Below are 20,716 nucleotides of genomic sequence, written 5' to 3' on the forward strand. Positions count from 1 at the left end.
TTATGAGGAAATATTGCGGTACCCCACGAGAAACCATTCCTTTCAGGATTATGGATTTTTTTGTGGATATATATGCCAGCCTTAGTTTCAAAAAACGTAAAAGAAACCTTTCGGTTGTTTCTCCGAAACGTATTCTGATTGCTTCGTTGGGTCATCTGGGCGATGCCCTTACGGTTACCTATATGTTTCCATTGATAAAAAAACAGTATCCTGACGTAAAAATTGATTTGCTAGCCCCCACTTGGTGTGAGGCGGTAAATCAGGCTAACCCATATATCGACCGAACAATTTATATAAATCATTACCAGACTAACCGCAAAAAATTGTCGCGTTGGCAAAAAATTAAGGAACATTACCAAACGTTCAGGCAGGCATTGCCATTATTACGCCAGCAAACGTATGACTATTATATTGACATAAGATATAGCGATGCCGTAGCGCATTTTGTGCTGCCTTTTATTAAGGTAAACAAGGCTTTTGGTTTTGCCAGAAGAGGCTTGGGCGGCTTACTGGATAAAGAATTTGATGTGCCTACGCATGAGTTTCATCACTTTGATATGTATTTCATGCTTTTGAAAGAGATAGGAGTAACAGGTACATTGGCCGATGTGGAACCTTATTTCTCGATTCCGGCAGGTATTAGTATTGAAAAAATACAGCAGAAAATTACCTTACCTCAACGCCCATACCTGATGTTGTTTCCAGAGTCGGGGGGTGTGCATAAACAGCTTTCGAGTGCTTTCTGGGCGCAAGTGGTAGACGAACTTTTACAAACTACCGACTATTCGATTCTATTCTGTGGCCAGACGGGTCTATCAAATGAAATTCTGAATGAAGTTAGTGTTGCACCTAACGATAGAATAACTGACACGTCAGGTAAAATTAATATTCACGAAATAGCAATTTTGGCAGATAAGGCTAGTTTTGCCCTAACGCTCGACTCGTTCCCTGAGCATCTGTGTTGTGTTTTTTGCAAAACCATTAGTGTATATAAAGGAACAGGGTATCCGTTTTTTCCGTTGGCTAATTTTCCGGTTCGTTTAATTCATAACCACCAGCCAAGTGTTGGTTTACCTTTTGACAGAAAAAACGTAGAAATTATTTATCAGGAAGAAATCGAATCATTAAAAGTAAAAGAGTTGATTATCAATAGCGTAAATCAGGTAAACGTACATGAGTAATGTTATTTTAGATACATCGGTTCTGGGTTTAGGATATTTCCATGAACAATCCCGCACAGGTATTTATCGGGTAGTCGAAAACCTTCTGAAAGGGCTGGCTGGCCATAGCGATATTGACCTAGCTCTGGCAAGTGTAGAACATTTGCCAGAAACCATAGCTTATATTAAAAAGTATTATCCGAATCATCGATTCCCGATAGTAAACAAATCGAAAGATACCCGATTTGCAAATCTTGAAAATACCCTTGTCTCAACTTTTTCGTATCGCTCTTTACCCCAAAAAGTATTAAGAGAAGTACTGACACGCACAAGAGGCAGGCTCAAACCTTATTTTACATTCGATACTAGCGTTTTAAAAAAGTATCAGGTGTATCATTCTCCCTTTTTGCCTATTCCGCAAGAGCTAAGGGGCTTATCGAAGCCAAAAAAAGTCATAACCATCCATGATTTAATTCCACATCTTTTTCCGTCGTATTTTGGTGAGTGGAACCGAATCATGATGAAAAAAATATTAGGCTGCATTGACCCCTACACCTTTCCGGTATGTGTATCAGAAGCTACTAAAAACGACCTGTGCGAAGTAACGGGTATTTCGCCCGATAACGTTTTTGTAGTATATCTGGCAGCTTCGGAAGAAAAATTTTATCAGGTCAAAGATACCGAAGAAATTGAGCGTGTATTAAAAAAATACCATATTAGTGTCCATAAAAAATACTTTTTGTCGTTGGCTACGCTAGAGCCACGCAAAAACATTGAACGTACTATCAGAAGTTTTCTGAGCCTTATACAGCAGCAAAAAATAGACGATTTAAACTTGGTATTAGTTGGAACAAAAGGCTGGGATTTTGAAACTATATTTGCTGAAATCAAGTCAAATCCACTATTAAAAGAGCGAATCATCGTAACGGGCTTTGTAGCTGACGAAGACCTCGCCGCTTTATATTCGGCGGCATTGGGTTTTGTGTATCCATCGCTTTATGAAGGGTTCGGGCTTCCTCCGCTTGAAGCCATGCAATGTGGTACTCCGGTTATTTCTTCCAATATAAGTGCCATACCCGAAGTAGTAGAAGATGCCGGTATATTGGTTGAACCTACCGACCAGCAAGCCATAGCCGATGCCATGCTGCAACTATATTCAGATAAAAAAATGGGTAGCGACCTAAGCCGTAAAGCACTTGAACAGGCACAGAAATTCTCATGGAAAAAATTTACAGAAGCTCATATTAAAATTTATCAGCAAATTTCATAGATTTATAACTTGTATAGACAAGCTATTCAATCTATTGATAACATGCTACCTTCCAAAAAAGTCTTGCTCAGAGCCTTTGTGGGCTTTACTTTTATTTTTTCTCTCGCATCTGTCTCAATACCTGACGACGATAAGAATAAATTATATGTACCCGATGATTTAGAAGCCACACTTTGGGCTGAAACTCCTCTGTTACATAATCCGACCAATATGGATGTAGACTATAAAGGTAGAGTATGGATTACAGAAGCTGTTGATTATCGAAATTTTAATACCAAGCCTGACGAGCGTATTAATAATGAGCAGAAGGGTGACAGAATAGTAATTTTAGAAGATACCGACGGTGACGGTAAGGCTGATAAATCGAAAGTTTTTGTGCAAGACAAGGACCTGATTGCGCCACTCGGGATTGCCGTCATAGGGAAAATGGTTGTGGTCTCGGCTGCACCTAATCTGATTGTATACACTGACGAAAACGGTGATGATGTGCCTGATAAAAAAGAAATTCTGCTGACAGGCTTTGGCGGGCTTGACCACGACCATGCTTTGCACTCGGTTATTGCAGGCCCTGATGGTAACTGGCATTTCAATACAGGTAATGCGGGGCCGCATCATGTAACAGATAAAAGCGGCTGGACGCTTCGCTCGGGTAGTAGTTATTATGGAGGTACACCCTATAATCGTTCTAATCAGGGCAATCAGAAGTCAGACGATGGGAGAGTCTGGGTAGGAGGGCTGGCACTAAGAATGGATGCCGACGGGAAAAACCTGAAAGTAATGGGGCATAATTTCAGGAATAGCTATGAAGTATGCCTTGATTCTTACGGAAATATGTGGCAGAATGACAACGACGACCAAGTAATTACCTGCCGTGTAAGTTATTTAATGGAAGGAGGGAACGCAGGCTATTTTAGTGCCGATGGTACGCGTTTCTGGCAGGCAGACCGCCGACCCGGGCAAGAGATGTTTACCGCACATTGGCATCAGGATGACCCAGGCGTGCAACCCGCTATTGATAATACAGGTGCGGGGTCGCCAACAGGTATTATGTTTTATGAAGGCGATGCACTAGGTGAAAAATACCGAGGTACTTTATTGAGTTGTGAGGCTGGCCGAAACGTGATTTTTTCGTATCAGCCCGTTTTACAGGGCGGTGGTTATAAAATGGAAAGAAAAAACCTGATTAGCTCTTTTCCTGCAACAGACGACTACTACATCTGGCATGATACCAGTGAAGATACGCGTAAATGGTTCCGCCCAAGTGATATAGCTGCGGGTACTGATGGGTCTATTTATATAGCCGACTGGTATGACCCCGTAGTAGGAGGGCATGCCATGCACGATAAAAAAGCCTACGGTCGTATTTTCAGAATTACCCCCAAAGGTAAAAAACTGTTACCTCCTGTACTTAACCTAAGCAATACACAAGGGCAGATTGAGGCCCTCAAAAATCCGGCTATTAATGTTCGTAATACTGGCTTTGAGGCTTTACTTAAAGGTAAAGATTTAAAGGCCGTTAAAAAACTATTGGCCGACAGTAATCCTTTTGTGCAGGCAAGAGCCATTTGGCTACTGTCTAAAATGGAAGAAGAAGGCGTAAAAGAGGTAGAGAAACTATTTGATACAGACAATACTAATCTTAAAATTACAGCATTCAGGGCTTTAAGGCAGGTAAAAGCAGATATTTTACCTTTTGCCGAAAAACTTTCACATGAAACTAACACCGCTATACGGCGCGAAGTAGCCATTGCTTTAAGGGATATTCCGCTAGAAAAAAGTAGTACAATTGTGCATAATCTGGTTAAAGCCTGTACAGGGCAGGATAGGTTCGAACTGGAAGCCATCGGGCAAGCACTAGATGGGAAAGAACAGGCTTACTACGAACTCGTGAGGCCACATTTGGCTAAAGACCCTCTTCAATGGAACGATGCTACTGCTTCTTTGCTGTGGCGTTTACATCCGGTGGGGGCTGTGTCTGATTTGAAGCTAAGGGCAAATGCTAAAAGCCTTACTACAAGCCAGCGGAAACAGGCTTTAACTGCACTTGCTTTTGTCAACGATAAAAAGGCCGTAACTGCAATGCTTGAGTTAACAAAAAGCCCTTTAAAAGATGTATCTGAACAGGCTTTCTGGTGGATTAATTTCAGAAAAACCAATGATTGGGCTAATCTGATGAACTGGGAACAAGCTACAACAACAAAACTTGAACCCCAACAAAAACAGATGCTTGTTTACGAAAAACAGTTGTTTGATAAAAACCTGACAGTGGCCGCTAGAGAGAAAGCCGCCAAAAAAATGGCTGAGGATGTAATAGGTGGTAAAATGCTCCTGAGTTTGGCAGGTGAGTCCAGAATTCCGAAAGAATTAAAAAGTGTAATTGCCGAACACATTTTTAATAATCCTGATAAATCAATCAGAATGATGGCAAGCGATTATTTCAATCGGCCTAACGGAAAAGAAATATCAGTAAGTTTAGCTTTAAATATGCCTTCCGATACAAAAAAAGGCTATGAGATATTTCGTAAGAATTGTGCTAGCTGTCATAAATTCGATAAAGAAGGAGCCGAAATAGGTCCAGAACTGACCCTTATCGGGAAAAAATTTGACAAATCAGCTTTACTTGATGCTATTGTGAATCCATCGGCCAGTATGGCCTTTGGCTATGAACCTTGGATAATTACTACCAGAGATAAAAATACTTATTACGGCTTTTTGGTAGGTGATGGAGAAACCGTTACGCTGAAAGATGTAGCAGGGCAATTAAAAAGCATTAAGAAAAACGAAATTACCAGCAGAAAACAACTCAAAAACAGTTTGATGCCAGAGCCATCTTCTTTAGGCTTAAAAGAAAAAGATTTATCTGATTTAGCAGGCTTTTTGCTCCAACTCCCCTTGCCAGAGTAGCAAGCGAAGCCCATTTAATAAAAAAAAGGGTATTGTAAACCTAATAAACAATACCCTTCAATATAATAGCTGTTATTTTAACGTATCTGATTAATTATCATGATTCTTTACCAAGTCGGTTAATAAATCAATCCATGCTTGTGAATCATTAAGGCTTTCAACCAGTTGCCAGTGTTCTCCTCCATGTTCTTCAAACATTTCTCTATATTCTTCGCCCACTTCAATAGTTGTTTCCAAGCAGTCGGCTACAAAAGCAGGCGAATAAGCTAATACCCTTTTAAACCCTTTCTGAGCCAGTTCTTTCACTACGTTGTCTGTATAAGGCTGAATCCACGGGTCTTTTCCCAAACGTGACTGGAAACTGGTGGTATATGTGCCTTCTTTCAGACCTAACTCTTTTACAAGCAGCCTAGTAGTTTCAAAGCAAGAGGCGCGATAGCAATGCTGGTTAAGCGCATGAATACTATCGCAGCAACTACCAAACTGGCAGGTTTTGCCTGTGCAATCAGCTTTTGTCATTTGCCGTTCAGGTAATCCATGATAACTGAAAACAACATAGTCATAATTATCCTTTTCCAGATACTTTCTGCCATTATCGGCAAAGGCTTTAATAAATTTCGGATGATTATAAAAATAATTGGTAAATCGTATTTCAGGAATTATCTGCCATTGACTTACTATACGCATTACTTCTTCATAGACCGAACCGGTAGAAGCAGAGGCATATTGCGGGAAGAATGGTATTACCACAATTTTTGATAAGCCCATGAGCTGAAACTCTTTCAGGCTTTTTTCAATGCTCGGACTTTGGTACCTCATGGCTAATTTTACCACATAATTGTCGCCGAGTGCATCTTGCAATTGTTTTTCGTTTCTTTCACCATAAATTTTTAAAGGTGAGCCATCTTTAGTCCAGAGTTCTTTATAAACTTTGGCCGATTTCGGCGAACGGAAAGGGGCAATAATTGCATTAATAAGAAACCAGCGAGAAACATAAGGTATATCTATAACCCGGCCGTCCATTAAAAATTCACGTAGATACTTTCTTACATCGGGTACATTCGGGGTATCGGGGGTGCCTAGGTTTACTATTAGTACTCCAGTTTTTCCAAGCATATTAATTAAAACGGATTTTGTAAAAGAGCCGACGCTCTTTTAAGCAAGTAATATAATTTAAGCGTAAATATTCTTAAGTAGTAACTATATTTTCATTTAAAATGTTTCCATCAGAGCGGAATATTCCCATGTTTCTTTCTAGGGAGTGTATCAACTTTGTTTTCGAGCATTTTAAAGGCTTTTAGCAGTTTTTCACGGGTATCTTCCGGTTTAATTACCTCATCAATATAACCACGATGAGCGGCCTTATAGGGGTTTGCAAATTTCTCGGTATATTCATCTATCTTGCTCTGGAGTTCTGCTTGGGGGTCGGCTGCTTCGCTTATTTCCTTACGGAAAATAATTTCAGCGGCTCCGGCAGCACCCATTACGGCAATTTCGGCCGATGTCCATGCATAATTAAGGTCCGCCCCAATATGTTTTGAGTTCATTACACAATAAGCTCCGCCATAGGCTTTACGGGTAATTACGGTTACACGAGGAACAGTGGCCTCGCTGAAAGCATATAATAATTTGGCTCCGTGCATAATAATGCCATTCCATTCTTGGTCGGTTCCGGGTAAGAAACCGGGTACATCTTCCAGCACTAGTAGCGGAATATTGAAACAATCACAAAAACGCACAAATCTGGCTCCTTTAATACTTGCATTAATGTCTAAAACACCTGCAAGCACCGAAGGCTGATTCCCTACAATGCCTATGCTACGCCCACCCATACGTGCAAAGCCTACTACAATGTTTTCGGCAAAGTTTTTATGTACTTCAAAAAAACTGTCTGTATCTGTTAGTTCTTCTATCAGTTCCCGTACGTCATAGGGTTGATTAGGGTTTTCTGGAATCAGGTCGGTTAGTTTTGTTCGTTTTTCATTACCGGTCGATTCATAAGGCAAGAAAGGTGGCTGGTCTTCACAGTTAGAAGGAATATAACTAAAGAGTTTTTTAATATCATTGATACATTGCACCTCGTTGGCTGCTACAAAGTGCGTTACCCCCGACTTAGTAGCATGGGTCATGGCTCCGCCCAGCTCTTCCGAGGTTACATCTTCATGGGTAACGGTTTTTACAACGTTGGGGCCTGTTACAAACATATAAGAGGTATTTTCAACCATGAAAATATAGTCTGTCAGGGCAGGGGAGTATACTGCACCACCCGCACAAGGCCCCATAATGGCAGAAATTTGTGGAATAACCCCTGAGGCTAAAGTATTACGATAGAAAATATCGGCATATCCTGCCAATGAATTAACACCTTCCTGAATACGTGCGCCACCAGAATCGTTCAGGCCAATTACCGGAGCACCGTTTTTCATGGCCATATCCATTATTTTACAGATTTTCTCGGCGTATGTTTCAGACAACGAGCCACCAAAAACTGTAAAGTCCTGTGCAAATACATATACTAATCGGCCATTAATGGTTCCATACCCTGTTACTACGCCATCGCCCAGATAATATTCTTTGTCTAAACCAAAATCTTTACTTCGGTGCATAACAAACTTCCCGATTTCCTCAAAGGTGTTCTCGTCTAATAATAATTCTATTCTTTCACGAGCAGTAAGTTTGCCTTTTGAGTGCTGGCTTTCTATTCTTTTTGCTCCTCCACCTTGTTCGGCTTCAGCATTTTTACGGTCAAGTATTTGAAGTTTTCCGAGATTCGATTTTGATGACATATTAAACAATGGGGCTTTTGAGTTGAACAAAACTAAGAAAACTGTAATAAAAAGTATTTATCTGAACCATTTTTTATTTGCCTCTTAACTTCAGGTTAGCCGAGTATCCTATGTTTTTTAGATAAATGCTTTAGTATTAGTAAGATTATTCTTTTTGTTCAGATTAATACTACTGTTGTACTTTTTTGTTTTAACTATTCTGGCGGTATCTTGTTTAAAAAAAATGCTTGATAAGCGAACTAGCCTGCCATGTTTCAGGATTCTGTTGCAATATAAATAAAAATAGCTGTGTATCGATACCATTCTGGAAGTATCGGAGCAATTTTAGGTAGTTGTATTTTTAGCCTTTAATGCAGTTAAACACAGGCTTTTAGCAATAATTCGTATATATATGTGGCTCTTGCCGGAACATTAAAAAGTATATTGAAATTTGAATTTTCGAGCCATTTGGCTTAATTTTCACACTTTAATCAACTTATATCCTCACATGAAATCTAATAAATCGTTTTTCCTCAAATTCTTCGAGGTGTTTTTTATGCTTCTGGTAGTGATTGGCCTTGCCCAGTATTCTGATTACATTACGGGTCTTCAGATGCGTGTAGTTACCAATGCCCGGCTTATCTGGATTGTTTGCGGAGTGCTTATTGCTTTGAGTTTAGGATTAGGGGCTGTATGGCATAAATTCATCAAAAAAACAGATTTACACCAATGGTTTCAGCCAATTATTACTTTTTATGTAGCTCATCAGATAAGTACTTATGGGGCGGCAAAAATATTGAAAACGCAGTTTCAGGCACCTGATTATATTCTGGAAAGCCCTGTTGGCGAACTAAACGGTTTCTGGTTAACTTGGACTTACTTTGGTTACTCTCCTACATTTGCTATGTTGTTGGGTATTATTCAGGTATCAGGGGCCTTCTTGTTGCTTTTTCGGAAAACACGTTTACTGGCTACTTTCATTTTATTACCCATCATGGTGAATATCGATTTTATTGACCATTTCTATGATATTTCTCCATTGGCTTATTATAATTCGTTGCACTATACGTTTATTCTGCTTTTTGTGATGTTTCTTGACTACGACAAGCTGATTACTGCTTTTTTTTCGTACAGAGAATATTATTATTTCAACAAAAAAACGGTACTCATGAATTTGGTCAGGGCAGTTGTGATAGGAGGGGCATTTTTGCATATATATCTGCTAAAGAGAAGTTTTCAGGGTAAAACTGCCATTAACGGGGTGTGGAAAGTAGATGAAATTACCAAAAGAAACCAGCGTATTACTCCCTCGGTAAGCAATGCTGACTCGGTCTGGTCGAAAGTGTATTTTGAATGGAGATATGGCTGCCTTTTCAAATATAATCCTGACAGGTTTAATAACGCAAAAGATTTGTTCGGACAATATGCCGTTAATGAAGCCAAAAGGCAGGTTAAAATTGGTTTTCAAGAAGGGGACAAAACCGATTCTTTATACCTGAACTACCGTACAGAAGGCAATACAATGTTTATGTGGGGTTTATACAAAAAAGATTCGTTATCAATGAAACTGACGAGACTAAAATAATTTACAGGCTTTCGATGAGTTTCATCAGGGTATCAGGCTTGACAAAGAGGTAAATAATCATAAAAACAAATATGAATAGAAGCCCTTTTTTGAAAAAGCCTAATTGGTATCTTTTGGCACCTACTTTGGCTTCTTTAAAAATCATGAAGTAAGGAATTTTCAGATAATAGAAAACTGAAATAGCAGTATTTAACAAGCTAATGATTAAGACAATTAGCAATAACTGATTATTTGATGACTGATAAGAATCCCACAAGGCTGTAAATATAAGCAGCTTGCCTGTAAACCCAACTGTGGGCGGAAAACCAACGAGGGCAATCATGATAACAACTGCCGATAAGCCCAAAAAAATGTTTTCTTGCCCAAGCCCTTGCAGGCTTGTCAGCTCGTAGCTATCTGTCTTTAAGGCAAGAAGGTCAACCAGTACAAATGCTGCCAGTGTAATAAACATATAGGTTGCCACATAAAAAATAGCCGACTGCACCCCAAACTCATTAATTGCCAACAACCCAACCAGCATGAAACCTGCATGCGCAATAGTTGAATAACCGAGCATACGTTTGGTGTTATTCTGCCACAAAGCTGAAAGATTCCCGATAAGCAAAGAACCAATAATAATGATTGACATTATTAGTCTGAAATCGATACTTAAAGCACTCAGGAAACGGATAATAACTACTATAACACCCACTTTTGGGGCAATTGATAAAAATGCTACAATAGGAGTAGGGGTGGCCTCGTATACATCGGGTGTCCAGCTATGGAAAGGAGCCGCAGAAAGTTTAAATAATAATCCGCCCAAAGTCATGAAAGCGGCTATATTGGCAACCCATGAGGGGTTCTGCCCCAGAAAAGTGGCAAATTCCTGACTTCCGAGTTGAAGCGAGCCTGTCATGCCATATAATAACGAAATTCCGTAAAGCATTACTGCCGAACTAGTAGCACCTGTGAGCAGGTATTTTATGCCAGCTTCGGCATTGGCTTTGGACTTATTGATAGCCACAAGTATATAGGAACAGATTGAAACCATTTCGAGTGCTACATAAAGCATTAACAAGTGGTTTGTCATGCTCAGAACAAAAAGTCCAAGAATAGCAGCCAGAAAAATGGCATAAAATTCTGCCATAACTTTGTAGCCCACAATCCATAAATGCAGAATAACAAATATGGCCGAAACCGTTACAAGAATTTTAAAAAATATACTGAGTTTATCCAGATAAATAAGGTTATGGAACAACACGATTCCGGCGTCGAAATACTGGTCCATAAATCCGAGAAACACATAAAAAACAAATCCTATACTTATTAATACGCTAATAGTCAGGGTATTGAAAAGGTTATAACTCTGGGTCGATTTTTTAGTGAAGGCCACAATAGTTACAACTATTAAAAACACCCCTGCAAAAATCAGGTCAGGCATTAATAATTTTGTACTGAACAGAATATGTGTAATTTTCTCGAGCATTAGCTATACAATGGTTAATGTCACCTTTAGGTGAGTTAACCTTTATTTTGTAAGTATAGGAGCTATACTTTTGTTAAAATTTTTCTAAAAACAGCTTTACCGACTCACCGCTGATGTCAAAAATCAAATTCGGGAAAATGCCAAAAATAATAGCTAGCACAGACAAGCCATAGAGCAGTACTATTTCTCTGAGGTCTAAATCTTTTAAATGTGCTTCCTGATTACGATTAGCCCAGAATTTGCCAAAGAACATTCGTTGGAGTGTCCAGAGAAAATACCCTGCCGATAAAACCAAGCCTAACATGGCTATCATGGCTACCCAGTCAGGGAGAACTTTGGATTGGAATGCACCCATAAGCGTGAAAAACTCACCAATAAAGCCGGGCAATGACGGTAGCCCTAAAGCACCAAAAAAGCCTATTGTAACAGCCACCGTGAAAAGTGGCATCTTGGTAGCAAGGCCACGGAAGTTTTCAATCAGGCGGTTATGAGTTCTGTCATAGATAACACCTGCAATCAGGAATAATAATGCAGATAAAATACCATGGCCAAACATCTGATAAATGGCTCCGTTAACACCCTCGGCTGTCATGGCTGATAAGCCTAATAGCACAAACCCCATGTGTGACACCGACGAGTAGGCAATCATTTTTTTCAAATCTTCCTGAGCCAATGCATTAAATGCGCCATACACAATAGAAATAACGCCTGCTCCGGCTACTACGTAGGTGCATTGATAAGCGATGTCTGGAAAGAAACCATACGCTATACGAATAAAACCATACGCACCAATTTTTAACAAGATACCCGCCAGAATTACCGACACAGGCGTTGGGGCCTCAACGTGCGCATCGGGAAGCCACGTATGTAAAGGTACTGTGGGTAATTTAATGCCGAAGCCTATCAGTAATAGCACAAAAGCAAAATTACGTGCCGGAACACCCAGAATCAGTTGGGTTTTGTCGGGTGCAAGCAATGAGTCATGGAGGTAATTTTTAAAATCACCCAGAAGCCTGAAATCAAATGTATGCACAACGGTGCCTAGCTCCTGCGAAAAGAAAGTATCATTGACCGACATTGCCAAGCCAATCATTACAATCAGGATAAACACCGAGCCAACAAAGGTGTAAATGAAAAACTTAATAGCCGAATATTCTCTTCTTTCGCCCCCCCAGATTCCTATCAGGAAATACATGGGTAAAAGCATAAACTCAAAGAAGATGAAAAACAGAAAGAAATCGAGTGCAACAAAACAACCTATTACCGTACCCGATAGCAATAAATAAAGTGCATGATAAGCCTTTGGCCGATGTTCAATATTGAAAGAAGCAATTGAACCAGCCATAAATATAATGCCCGAAAGCAGCACCATAGGCATATTAATGCCATCAACTCCTAGCAGATAGTCGATTGATAAAATTCCGAGGCTTCCTAAACCCATTCTTATCCACTCATACTGTTCAAGAAACTGGAATGAAGTAAGCTGGCGGTCAAAGGAATTATAAAGGCTAAAAATATTTAATAAATTAATGATACTTACCAGTATAGAGATCCATTTAAACGAATCCTTGTAAGCATTAGGCAATAACAACACCAGAACTGCCGCACCAATCGGTAGAAAAATGAGTGTTGAAAGTAAAATATTATTCATGCCAATATCCTTCGGAAAAGGATTTTTAAATTATACAATTAATAAAACAATAATTAGAACCAGACAAACAAAAATGGTAATGATATAGGTTTGTGCTTTGCCATTCTGAATCTGTCGGGTGTAGCTACCGGCTTTGCCTGTCATATTGGCTACGAAATTCACCAACCCATCAATCAGGTTTGTTTCAATCCAGCTAACAATTCCAGCAATGCCTATAAATATTCGGGCTATCAGGTTAATAAATCCATCAATAATCCGGCTATCAAATTTGTAAATAAGTGGGCTAAGCCAGAGTATCGGGCTTACAAATAGTTTCTGGTAAAGCTCGCTCAGGTAAAAATTATGAAATACAAGCCGTGCCACAAAACCATCAGGTTCTGTTTTGAATTTATCTAGTTTGTTGCTTTCTTCTTTCGTATAAATATACCCTAGTAATACCCCATTAAGCGAAACCAGAATGGCTATGTAGGCTATCCAGTGGTAGTTTTTTGAAGTATGGGTGAAGGTTTCGAAAAACCAGCTACTTTCTGCGTTAAACGGATTTACCGAAAATACAAAGCCTAATGAGGCAATAGCCATTACAATAGCCGATAACTCCATAGGGCCAATGACAGCTATGGCATCATAAAAAGATTCAACGGTGAGCTTGTCCTGCTCATTAACGTCATCATCAACCTTAACAATGCCTTCTATCCGTTTGGCTAAATTTCTGTAAAAACTCACTGCTCCTGAAGAAATAAGCTCAAGTGGGTTATCTTCTCTTTCCAGAAATACCAGATAAATCTGACGCATCATGTAGTAAGCACTCATACCTGACACAACAAGGCATATTGCCGGAACAGCAAAATAAATTTGTTTAGGTTGATTTGCCGCCCATTCAAAAGCCGCTACAATAATGGCATCTTTTGATAGAAACCCCGAAAACAGCGGAAGCCCCGCCAAAGCTGCTGCACATATTGTGTAACAATAAAAAATAATAGGTATTTGCTTGCGCAGATTCCCCATGTGGCGCATATCCTGTTGGTGGTGCGTATAGTGAATTACGGCTCCGGCGCATAGAAACAACCCTGCTTTAAAAAAAGCGTGGGTAACCAAATGAAAAAGTGCTGCATTTACTGCACCTATTCCTAACCCTACAACCATTAGGCCTAATTGTGAAATGGTTGAAAAAGCGAGTAGCTTTTTAATATCGTATTGAACCAGTGCCGAACAAGCCCCGAAAAAGGCCGTAAGAGTGCCAACTATGGCCATTACTAACAGCGCATCGGCGTTCAGAATCGGGAAAAACCTTGCCATCAGGAAAATACCGGCAGCCACCATGGTAGCTGCATGGATAAGTGCCGAAACAGGCGTGGGGCCTTCCATGGCATCGGGTAGCCAGATTTGTAGAGGCAATTGCGCCGACTTTGCTATGCAACCACAAAAAATGAGTAAGCCAATAGTGGTTATAACAGGGCTGTTAAAAGCAGCTTTAGGTATAAGGCTGGCTTTGTGTACAATTTCGCCTAGTTCAAAAGTGCCAAAATATCGATAAATCAAAAGTATACCTATCAGAAAGCCTACATCACCCACACGATTCACCAGAAAGGCTTTTTTAGCTGCATTAGTAGCCGCCTGTTTCTCGTACCAGAAACCTATCAATAGGTAAGAACATACACCTACGAGTTCCCAGAATATATAAATCATTAACAAATTGCCAGAGATAACAATACCAATCATAGCCAGAATGAACAGATTGATATAGGCAAAATAACGCCCGAAGCTCGGGTCGCCCGACATATATTTGATTGAAAATACTTGTACCCAAAGTGCAATAAATTGCACCAGAAAGTACATAAGGAAGGTGAGGTCGTTGAAGATAATATCTATGGTAAAAGCTGTATCTCCGATAAAAATCCAGTTATAGTGAATCACATCGCCCATGATGTCACTCAGACGAATACCCATAGAGAATAAAACCCCTATCACATTAAGCGTTACTGAAAGTAAACCAACTGACTGTTCACTTAAAGTATTTCGTTTATATAAAAGAAACGAGAACCCCGCTAAATATAACAATAGGTTAATTAAAATAACTTGTTCGGCAGACATTCAGATAGCAGGCTTTTTTGCAAATATCTTATGTTATGAGTTATAATGCAAAGATGAAGCCTAAATTTGTCTTTATTTTATTTGTGTGGCACGGTTTAATCCATAAATTTATAGGGTATATAGAGAAATAGCGTGGAGTTACAAAAAATACTCGGAAAAGTACGGGAATTGTTCGTACTGATTACTGTTCTTGTATGTATTCTCTGGATAATTGTTGCCATAAGTACATTTTATTATATTGGGCAAAGTAAAACTACTACATCGCAAACTCTTGCTTGCGGTGTGCAAGGCTCCCCCGCTGTTGGTTCATTAACGTCTGAATTAGCTTTAAAGGGTGAAGAACTTTTTAAAAATAACTGCAGCCAGTGCCACAGTGTAACCAACGAAATGATAGTTGGACCCGGCTTGCAGGATATTCAGAAAAGGAGATCAATCAGATGGATTCGGAGGTGGGTACGAGACTCGCAGAAATTGATTACAAGCGGAGATAAATATGCCATTAATTTATACAACAAGTTTAATATGACATCAATGCCAGCTTTCTCTGCGTTTACTAATCAGGATATTGATTCTATTATATCATATATTGCAGAAATAAACCAAGAGCCGTTACCAGTTTTGTATATAATTGATTAAAATAAAACCATTACAACAATGAACACTCCTTTCTTAGGACTAAGAACTACAATTTATAAAGTAAGCGACCTCGAAAAAGCTAAAGAATGGTACAGCCAGATTCTGGGTATAAAGCCTTATTTTGACCAGCCTTTTTATGTTGGATACAACGTAGGAGGTTATGAACTTGGCTTACAACCTGATGAAAAAAACGAGGCTAAAGCCGACGGCGTTATTACTTATTGGGGAGTTGAGGATATAGAAGCAACTTTTAAAACCTTACTAGATAATGGGGCAACATCTTATGAGAATCCTACCGAAGTAGGCGATGGTATAGTTGTAGCCGCAGTAAAAGATTTATGGGATAACGTGGTTGGCATTATTTATAACCCTCATTTTTCGGTAGGAACATAAAAATGCTTATAGCTTTTGGTGATTCCCATAAATGTGGCATAATGGGCAAAGCCGTATATAACTTTGTTGATAATCTGGTCGTAAGGAACTTTGATGATGAATTTAAAATAAACTTCGGTAACTGTTAATAAACAAAAGCTTAATACGCCAGCTAAAACCCAGATATAGCTACTTTTATTGGTTTTTCGTAATAGGGCCGTTGTATAAAACAAGGCAAGAAAAACCATATAGATAATAGAGACAAAAAAATAATCGGGCGGAATTTTAGAAAAAGCAAGCAAAATAGGGGAAATAATAAAAAGCATATTCAGCATTATTTTCCCTAATTCTTTAAGTGAAGAAGTAAAAACAGCCTCCCGACGAATGGTGGCGATGAAAAAAGAGTAACTCAGAATAAAAAAACAAAGAGATATTATAGTAAAAGTAATGGTCTTAATCTCAAATATAATATCGGCAATAAAGGCCAGTAAAAGGCCGACAGAATAGGTATAGTCTTTGAGTTTGTAATGCCCCCTGCGACCTAAATAATAGAATATTAATAAGCAAAGAGCAGGCAAACCTGCCAGAAAAAATAGCCAATCCTTATGCGTCACATAAGATGTGATATCCAATATACAACAAAGTATATAAATCAGTTTTAGTCTAGTGGGCATTTCGTAATGAGTAGAAAAGGACAACTTTTAACAAAAATACCTTATTTTTAGTAATATTAAACAGATATAAGGCTTTTGTTAATTGTAAAAAAACAAAAATGTAATCAAAATGTTTAAATATTTTGAAAAAGCAACTAGTACAACCTTACTTTTGCTTTTAAAAAATTGTAAATCTAAAAATTCAACAAAATGAAAAGAAACGCAACCGCCTTTTGGCAAGGAACAGGTAAAGAAGGTAACGGGCACTTAACCACCCAAAGCACAGTTTTAAATCAGACACAGTATTCTTTTAACTCTCGTTTTGCTGAGGGCGTAGGCACCAATCCTGAAGAACTAGTGGCAGCCGCTCATGCTGGTTGTTTTACCATGAAACTGAGTTTTAACCTTTCTGGTGCCGGATTTACTCCTGAGAGCCTAGAAACCAAATGCGAAATTACTTTCGAAAATGGTGAAATTACTCTTTCTCACCTGATTCTGACGGCAAAAGTGCCTGATATTTCAAAAGAAAAATTCGATGAACTCGTGGCTGACGCTGAAGCTAATTGTCCAATTTCGAAGTTGTTGAATACCAAAATAACAGTTGACGCTACACTTGCATAAATAATAGGTTTATTCAGAGGGTATCATGTTTGCATTATACCCTCGTTTTTTTTAATAATCAATTGAGGTATCTCATTTGGTGAGACTTTTTTCTAAAACTTCGGTTAAAGCCCATAAATCGTTTTCTGTATTATAGATATTGGGCGAAACCCGAATAGCTACTGCACGATTTGAAATAATAATTCTGTGTTTAAGTAATGTATCAGTAAAAATCTGATTATCAATGCCATCGGGTAATGAAATGCCCAACAAATGGCTTCCTCTGAAAGCCTCTGCTTCAAGGTTACAGCCTAGTTTTACCAGTGCTTCAATTGGTTTCTGAGTAATTTGCTGGCAATAAGCCTGAATGTTATCAACGCCCCAATCTAAAATCTGGCTGAGCGAGTTTTCCAACATAGGCATTTGTATAAACTGTGAATATTCGCCTGAGTTATACCGCTGAGCCATCGGACGATACGCTTGTTCGTAGTTGATTAATCTGGCAAAATTATCACTATTAGCGCGGTTAAGCCATGATTCTTCCACAGGTTTTCCTTCATCAAAAAACGCTCCAAAATAAGCTAGTCCGATGCCATAAGGCCCTAAAAGCCATTTATAGCCTGCTGTAATAACAGCGTCGGGCTGTATGTTTTCCACATCAAAGTTCATAGCCCCGAGCGATTGCGTAGCATCCACTACCAGCAAAGCTCCTACCGCTTTGCAGCGTTCTGAAATTTGTTTCAAATCAAATTTTACCCCATAAATCCAGTGTACATGAGGAACTACTATCATGGCGGTTTCATGGGTAATGGCATTCAGGATACGCTCATTCCAGATTTTGCCGCGATTCTCGGTTTTTTCTGGTTTTGAAATGGTCAGGTACTCAAGTGATAGCTCTTTGCTTATCCGCTCAAAAGCATATACATTGTTCGGGAATTCATCCTGAATCAGAATAATATGTTTCTTTTGTTGAATGGCTGGTAAACGATGCAAATTATTGGCTACTACCGCCAAGCCATACGAAACCGATGTTATAATTGCTACTCTCTGCGGGTGTTTTATGTTTATCAGGCGCGAAAAAAGCTGGCGCACATGGTCAGCGGTTTCGAAATGATTTTGTGGGCTGATACTAAAAGGACGGCTTGCTTTCAGTAGCATTCCTTCTGAGCCTTTTTCAATTGAGCTTTTGAGCATAGGTGAATAGGCTGCTCCATTCAAATAAGTGACGCCTTCGTCGAGGGCAAACAAATTTATCTGATTAGTCATATCTTTCTGGGTCGTAGAGCGAAATATCAATACTTGGCTGTTGTTGGGTAATTATTTCCTGTACCAGTTTTCCGGTAGCAGGGGCGAGGCTTAAACCCATCATGGCATGGCCCGAAGCAATAATCAGGTTCTTGTATTTTTGTGTACGCCCTATATAAGGCAGCCCATCGGGCGAACAAGGCCGTAAACCATACCAGACTTTATCTTGTGCGGGTACCTCAATTGGGTAGTCAGGAAAAAACGCTGGCACGGCTTTGATAATACCTCTTACACGATTCATGTTTATATGAGAATTAATGCCGCTTATCTCCATAGTACCTCCAAACCTGATAAGGTTTTCTGCCATTGGCGTAATGGCTACACGGGCTTCGAGCAAAATGGAAGGAATGTTGAGTTGCTTGCCTGCTACTTGCTGGTATGTGGTGCTGTATCCTTTACCTGCCTGCATAGGCAAGTTAATGTTCAGTTGCCGAGCTAGTATAGGCGACCACGAGCCTGTGGCAATTACCAGTTCTTCAACCGCAATAGTGTTGCCCGTTTGTGTTCTGATACTGCTGATAGTGTTGCCATTAATATCAAACCCTGTTATTTCGGTGTCGTTTAAAAAACTCACACCCGATTTCTGTAATAAGTCTTTTAAGTTTTTTATGAGAATGTTCGGGTAAAGATGTGCATCACCCGGATAATACACGGCACCGGCTACGTCAGGCTTAATTTCAGGTTCTAACTGGTGTAATTCTGGCACTGATAAAACCTTTGCTTCTATGCCTAGTTTATTAGCGGTTTCGGCCACTGATGCCTCTTCATCAAAAGAATGCTGGGTTTTGCAAAGCATCATTAAGCCTTTTTCGGCAAATGCAAAGTCAAAACCTGTTTCGCTGGCAAAAGTCTGGTAAAGTTTTTTGCTCAATAAGCTGATGTCACGCAAGGCAGGCATAGCTTTTGACACCTGTTTGTTATTGGCTGCCTGATAGAATTTTAAACCCCATGTGAGCAAGTCCCAGTTGAGGCGTGGCTTTACATAGAAAGGGCTCTCGGCATTAAACATCCATCTGATTCCTTTCTCTATCATGCCGGGTACTGCCAGCGGAATAAAATGGCTAGGGACTATCATGCCGGCATTGCCGTACGAACAGCCATCAGAGCCATCGGTTTTTTCGACGATAGTAATTTGATAACCATTTTGCTGAAGGTAATAAGCTGAATATAAACCTATAACGCCTCCGCCTATAATAACAACCCGAGGTAAGTTATTTTGCTTAGCCATGAAATGAACGTATCTTTAATGTTGTTTTATATAACCTGAAAACCGAAAGCGTAGGGGTCATCTTGGTCATCAATCGTAATGGTATTGTTGCCGTATACCCTGGCCCAGCCTTCAATACTTGGGTAAATTGCGTCGAAATTACCCACTTTGGTGGTGCCTTCTATACGCCCAATAAATTTGCTCCCAATAATGCTTTCATGAATAAATTCATCGCCTTGTTTCAGTTTGCCTTTAGCGGCCCACTGGGCCATACGTGCCGAAGTACCTGTGCCACAGGGGGAGCGGTCAATGGCTTTGTCGCCATAAAAAACTGCGTTACGTGCCGTTGAAGCAGGGTCAATCGTTTTGCCTGTCCACTCAATATGGCTTAAACCGTTAATGGTTGGGTTTTCGGGGTGAACAAACGAATGCTTTGCATTGATACGTTCACGTAGCACCCTTGCCCAACTGATTAGCTGGTCGGCTTTGAAGTGCTCAAGACCCGGAAAATTCTCTTGCACATCAACAATGGCGTAATAATTCCCGCCATAGGCTACATCTACTTTCAGCAGGCCGAGGTCAGGGCATTCTACTTCAATATTTTCGGCTGCCAGAAAAGAGGCGACATTGGTTAGTTTTACTGACTTAACTTTGTTGCCTTCTTGTTTGTATTCTATCATAACTAATCCGGCAGGTGCTTCCATTCTGACGAATCCGGGTTTTTTAGGCTGAATTAAGCCATGCTCAATGGCAATTGTAATAGTTCCAATAGTGCCATGCCCACACATTGGCAAGCAACCACTGGTTTCAATAAATAATACGGCAACATCGTTCTGAGGGTCATGTGGCGGATACAATATACTGCCCGACATCATGTCGTGTCCACGAGGTTCAAACATCAACCCTTTCCGAATCCAGTCGTACTCACGCAGAAAATGCTGTCTTTTCTCTGACATATTTTTGCCTTCCAGCACAGGGCCGCCACCTGCCACCAGCCTCACCGGATTTCCGCAGGTATGGGCATCAATACAAAAAAAAGTCTTGGTCATGGC

16 protein-coding genes are annotated in these 20,716 nt (G+C 39.8%); 7 read left to right on the plus strand and 9 right to left on the minus strand.

Annotated features, from left to right (window positions below; translation table 11 throughout):
- The first annotated feature begins 2 nt into the window (after positions 1–2).
- Genes WAA15_RS19590 through WAA15_RS19600 form a run of 3 tightly spaced genes read left to right on the plus strand, consistent with a single transcriptional unit; the run spans position 3 to position 5,334 of the window.
- Entirely contained in the window at positions 3–1,181 is a 1,179-nt protein-coding gene (locus WAA15_RS19590) for a glycosyltransferase family 9 protein (protein WP_337044525.1), read from the plus strand.
- Positions 1,174–2,430, plus strand: coding sequence for a glycosyltransferase family 4 protein (locus WAA15_RS19595; RefSeq protein WP_337044526.1), 1,257 nt, complete (start codon positions 1,174–1,176; stop codon positions 2,428–2,430). Before WAA15_RS19590 ends, WAA15_RS19595 begins: the two co-directional genes overlap by 8 nt.
- Positions 2,431–2,472: 42 nt before the next feature.
- Positions 2,473–5,334: a PVC-type heme-binding CxxCH protein gene (locus WAA15_RS19600; protein WP_337044527.1), complete on the plus strand. Its 2,862-nt coding sequence runs from the start codon at positions 2,473–2,475 to the stop codon at positions 5,332–5,334.
- 90 nt (positions 5,335–5,424) lie between these two features.
- On the opposite strand, the gene hemH is transcribed toward WAA15_RS19600, so the two are convergent.
- Entirely contained in the window at positions 5,425–6,450 is a 1,026-nt protein-coding gene (gene hemH, locus WAA15_RS19605; RefSeq protein ID WP_337044528.1) for a ferrochelatase, read from the minus strand.
- Positions 6,451–6,560: 110 nt separating this feature from the next.
- The gene (locus WAA15_RS19610; protein ID WP_337044529.1) at positions 6,561–8,120 is read right to left on the minus strand and encodes an acyl-CoA carboxylase subunit beta; all 1,560 of its coding nucleotides are present in this window, start codon (positions 8,118–8,120) and stop codon (positions 6,561–6,563) included.
- 487 nt (positions 8,121–8,607) lie between these two features.
- Between WAA15_RS19610 and WAA15_RS19615 the strand changes: the two genes are divergently transcribed.
- Positions 8,608–9,684, plus strand: coding sequence for a hypothetical protein (locus tag WAA15_RS19615; RefSeq protein WP_337044530.1), 1,077 nt, complete (start codon positions 8,608–8,610; stop codon positions 9,682–9,684).
- Position 9,685: 1 nt separating this feature from the next.
- On the opposite strand, the gene WAA15_RS19620 is transcribed toward WAA15_RS19615, so the two are convergent.
- The 3 genes from WAA15_RS19620 to WAA15_RS19630 all read right to left on the minus strand — a co-directional run bounded on the left by WAA15_RS19620 (position 9,686) and on the right by WAA15_RS19630 (position 14,891).
- A complete protein-coding gene (locus WAA15_RS19620; protein WP_337044531.1) occupies positions 9,686–11,149 on the minus strand; it encodes an NADH-quinone oxidoreductase subunit N in 1,464 nt (487 codons plus the stop codon).
- Positions 11,150–11,222: 73 nt separating this feature from the next.
- Positions 11,223–12,800: a complex I subunit 4 family protein gene (locus WAA15_RS19625; RefSeq protein ID WP_337044532.1), complete on the minus strand. Its 1,578-nt coding sequence runs from the start codon at positions 12,798–12,800 to the stop codon at positions 11,223–11,225.
- 30 nt (positions 12,801–12,830) lie between these two features.
- On the minus strand, positions 12,831–14,891 hold the full coding sequence (locus tag WAA15_RS19630; protein WP_337044533.1) for an NADH-quinone oxidoreductase subunit 5 family protein: 2,061 nt from the start codon (positions 14,889–14,891) through the stop codon (positions 12,831–12,833).
- Positions 14,892–15,023: 132 nt separating this feature from the next.
- On the opposite strand from WAA15_RS19630, the gene WAA15_RS19635 reads away from it, so the two are divergent.
- Both WAA15_RS19635 and WAA15_RS19640 read left to right on the plus strand, forming a co-directional pair.
- Entirely contained in the window at positions 15,024–15,527 is a 504-nt protein-coding gene (locus tag WAA15_RS19635) for a cytochrome c (protein WP_337044534.1), read from the plus strand.
- An 18-nt stretch (positions 15,528–15,545) separates the two neighbouring features.
- Positions 15,546–15,920, plus strand: coding sequence for a VOC family protein (locus tag WAA15_RS19640; RefSeq protein WP_337044535.1), 375 nt, complete (start codon positions 15,546–15,548; stop codon positions 15,918–15,920).
- Here WAA15_RS19640 and WAA15_RS19645 read toward each other — a convergent pair.
- Entirely contained in the window at positions 15,899–16,531 is a 633-nt protein-coding gene (locus WAA15_RS19645; protein ID WP_337044536.1) for a lysoplasmalogenase family protein, read from the minus strand. The two genes, WAA15_RS19640 and WAA15_RS19645, sit on opposite strands and share 22 nt — an antisense overlap.
- A 231-nt stretch (positions 16,532–16,762) precedes the next feature.
- On the opposite strand from WAA15_RS19645, the gene WAA15_RS19650 reads away from it, so the two are divergent.
- Complete coding sequence (locus tag WAA15_RS19650; protein WP_337044537.1) at positions 16,763–17,173, plus strand: OsmC family protein; 411 nt, start codon at positions 16,763–16,765, stop codon at positions 17,171–17,173.
- Positions 17,174–17,245: 72 nt separating this feature from the next.
- Here the strand turns inward: WAA15_RS19650 and WAA15_RS19655 are convergent, their stop codons facing one another.
- The 3 genes from WAA15_RS19655 to WAA15_RS19665 are packed head-to-tail and all read right to left on the minus strand — an operon-like array spanning position 17,246 to position 20,713.
- The gene (locus tag WAA15_RS19655) at positions 17,246–18,418 is read right to left on the minus strand and encodes an aminotransferase class V-fold PLP-dependent enzyme (RefSeq protein WP_337044538.1); all 1,173 of its coding nucleotides are present in this window, start codon (positions 18,416–18,418) and stop codon (positions 17,246–17,248) included.
- On the minus strand, positions 18,411–19,685 hold the full coding sequence (locus WAA15_RS19660; protein ID WP_337044539.1) for an NAD(P)/FAD-dependent oxidoreductase: 1,275 nt from the start codon (positions 19,683–19,685) through the stop codon (positions 18,411–18,413). Before WAA15_RS19660 ends, WAA15_RS19655 begins: the two co-directional genes overlap by 8 nt.
- 26 nt (positions 19,686–19,711) lie before the next feature.
- Positions 19,712–20,713 carry a 4-hydroxyproline epimerase gene (locus WAA15_RS19665; protein WP_337044540.1) on the minus strand — a complete coding sequence of 334 codons (1,002 nt, stop codon included), beginning with the start codon at positions 20,711–20,713 and terminating at the stop codon, positions 19,712–19,714.
- Between the last annotated feature and the right edge of the window lie 3 nt (positions 20,714–20,716).

This window comes from Emticicia sp. 17c (genome assembly GCF_037153985.1).
Classification (GTDB): Bacteria; Bacteroidota; Bacteroidia; order Cytophagales; family Spirosomataceae; genus Emticicia.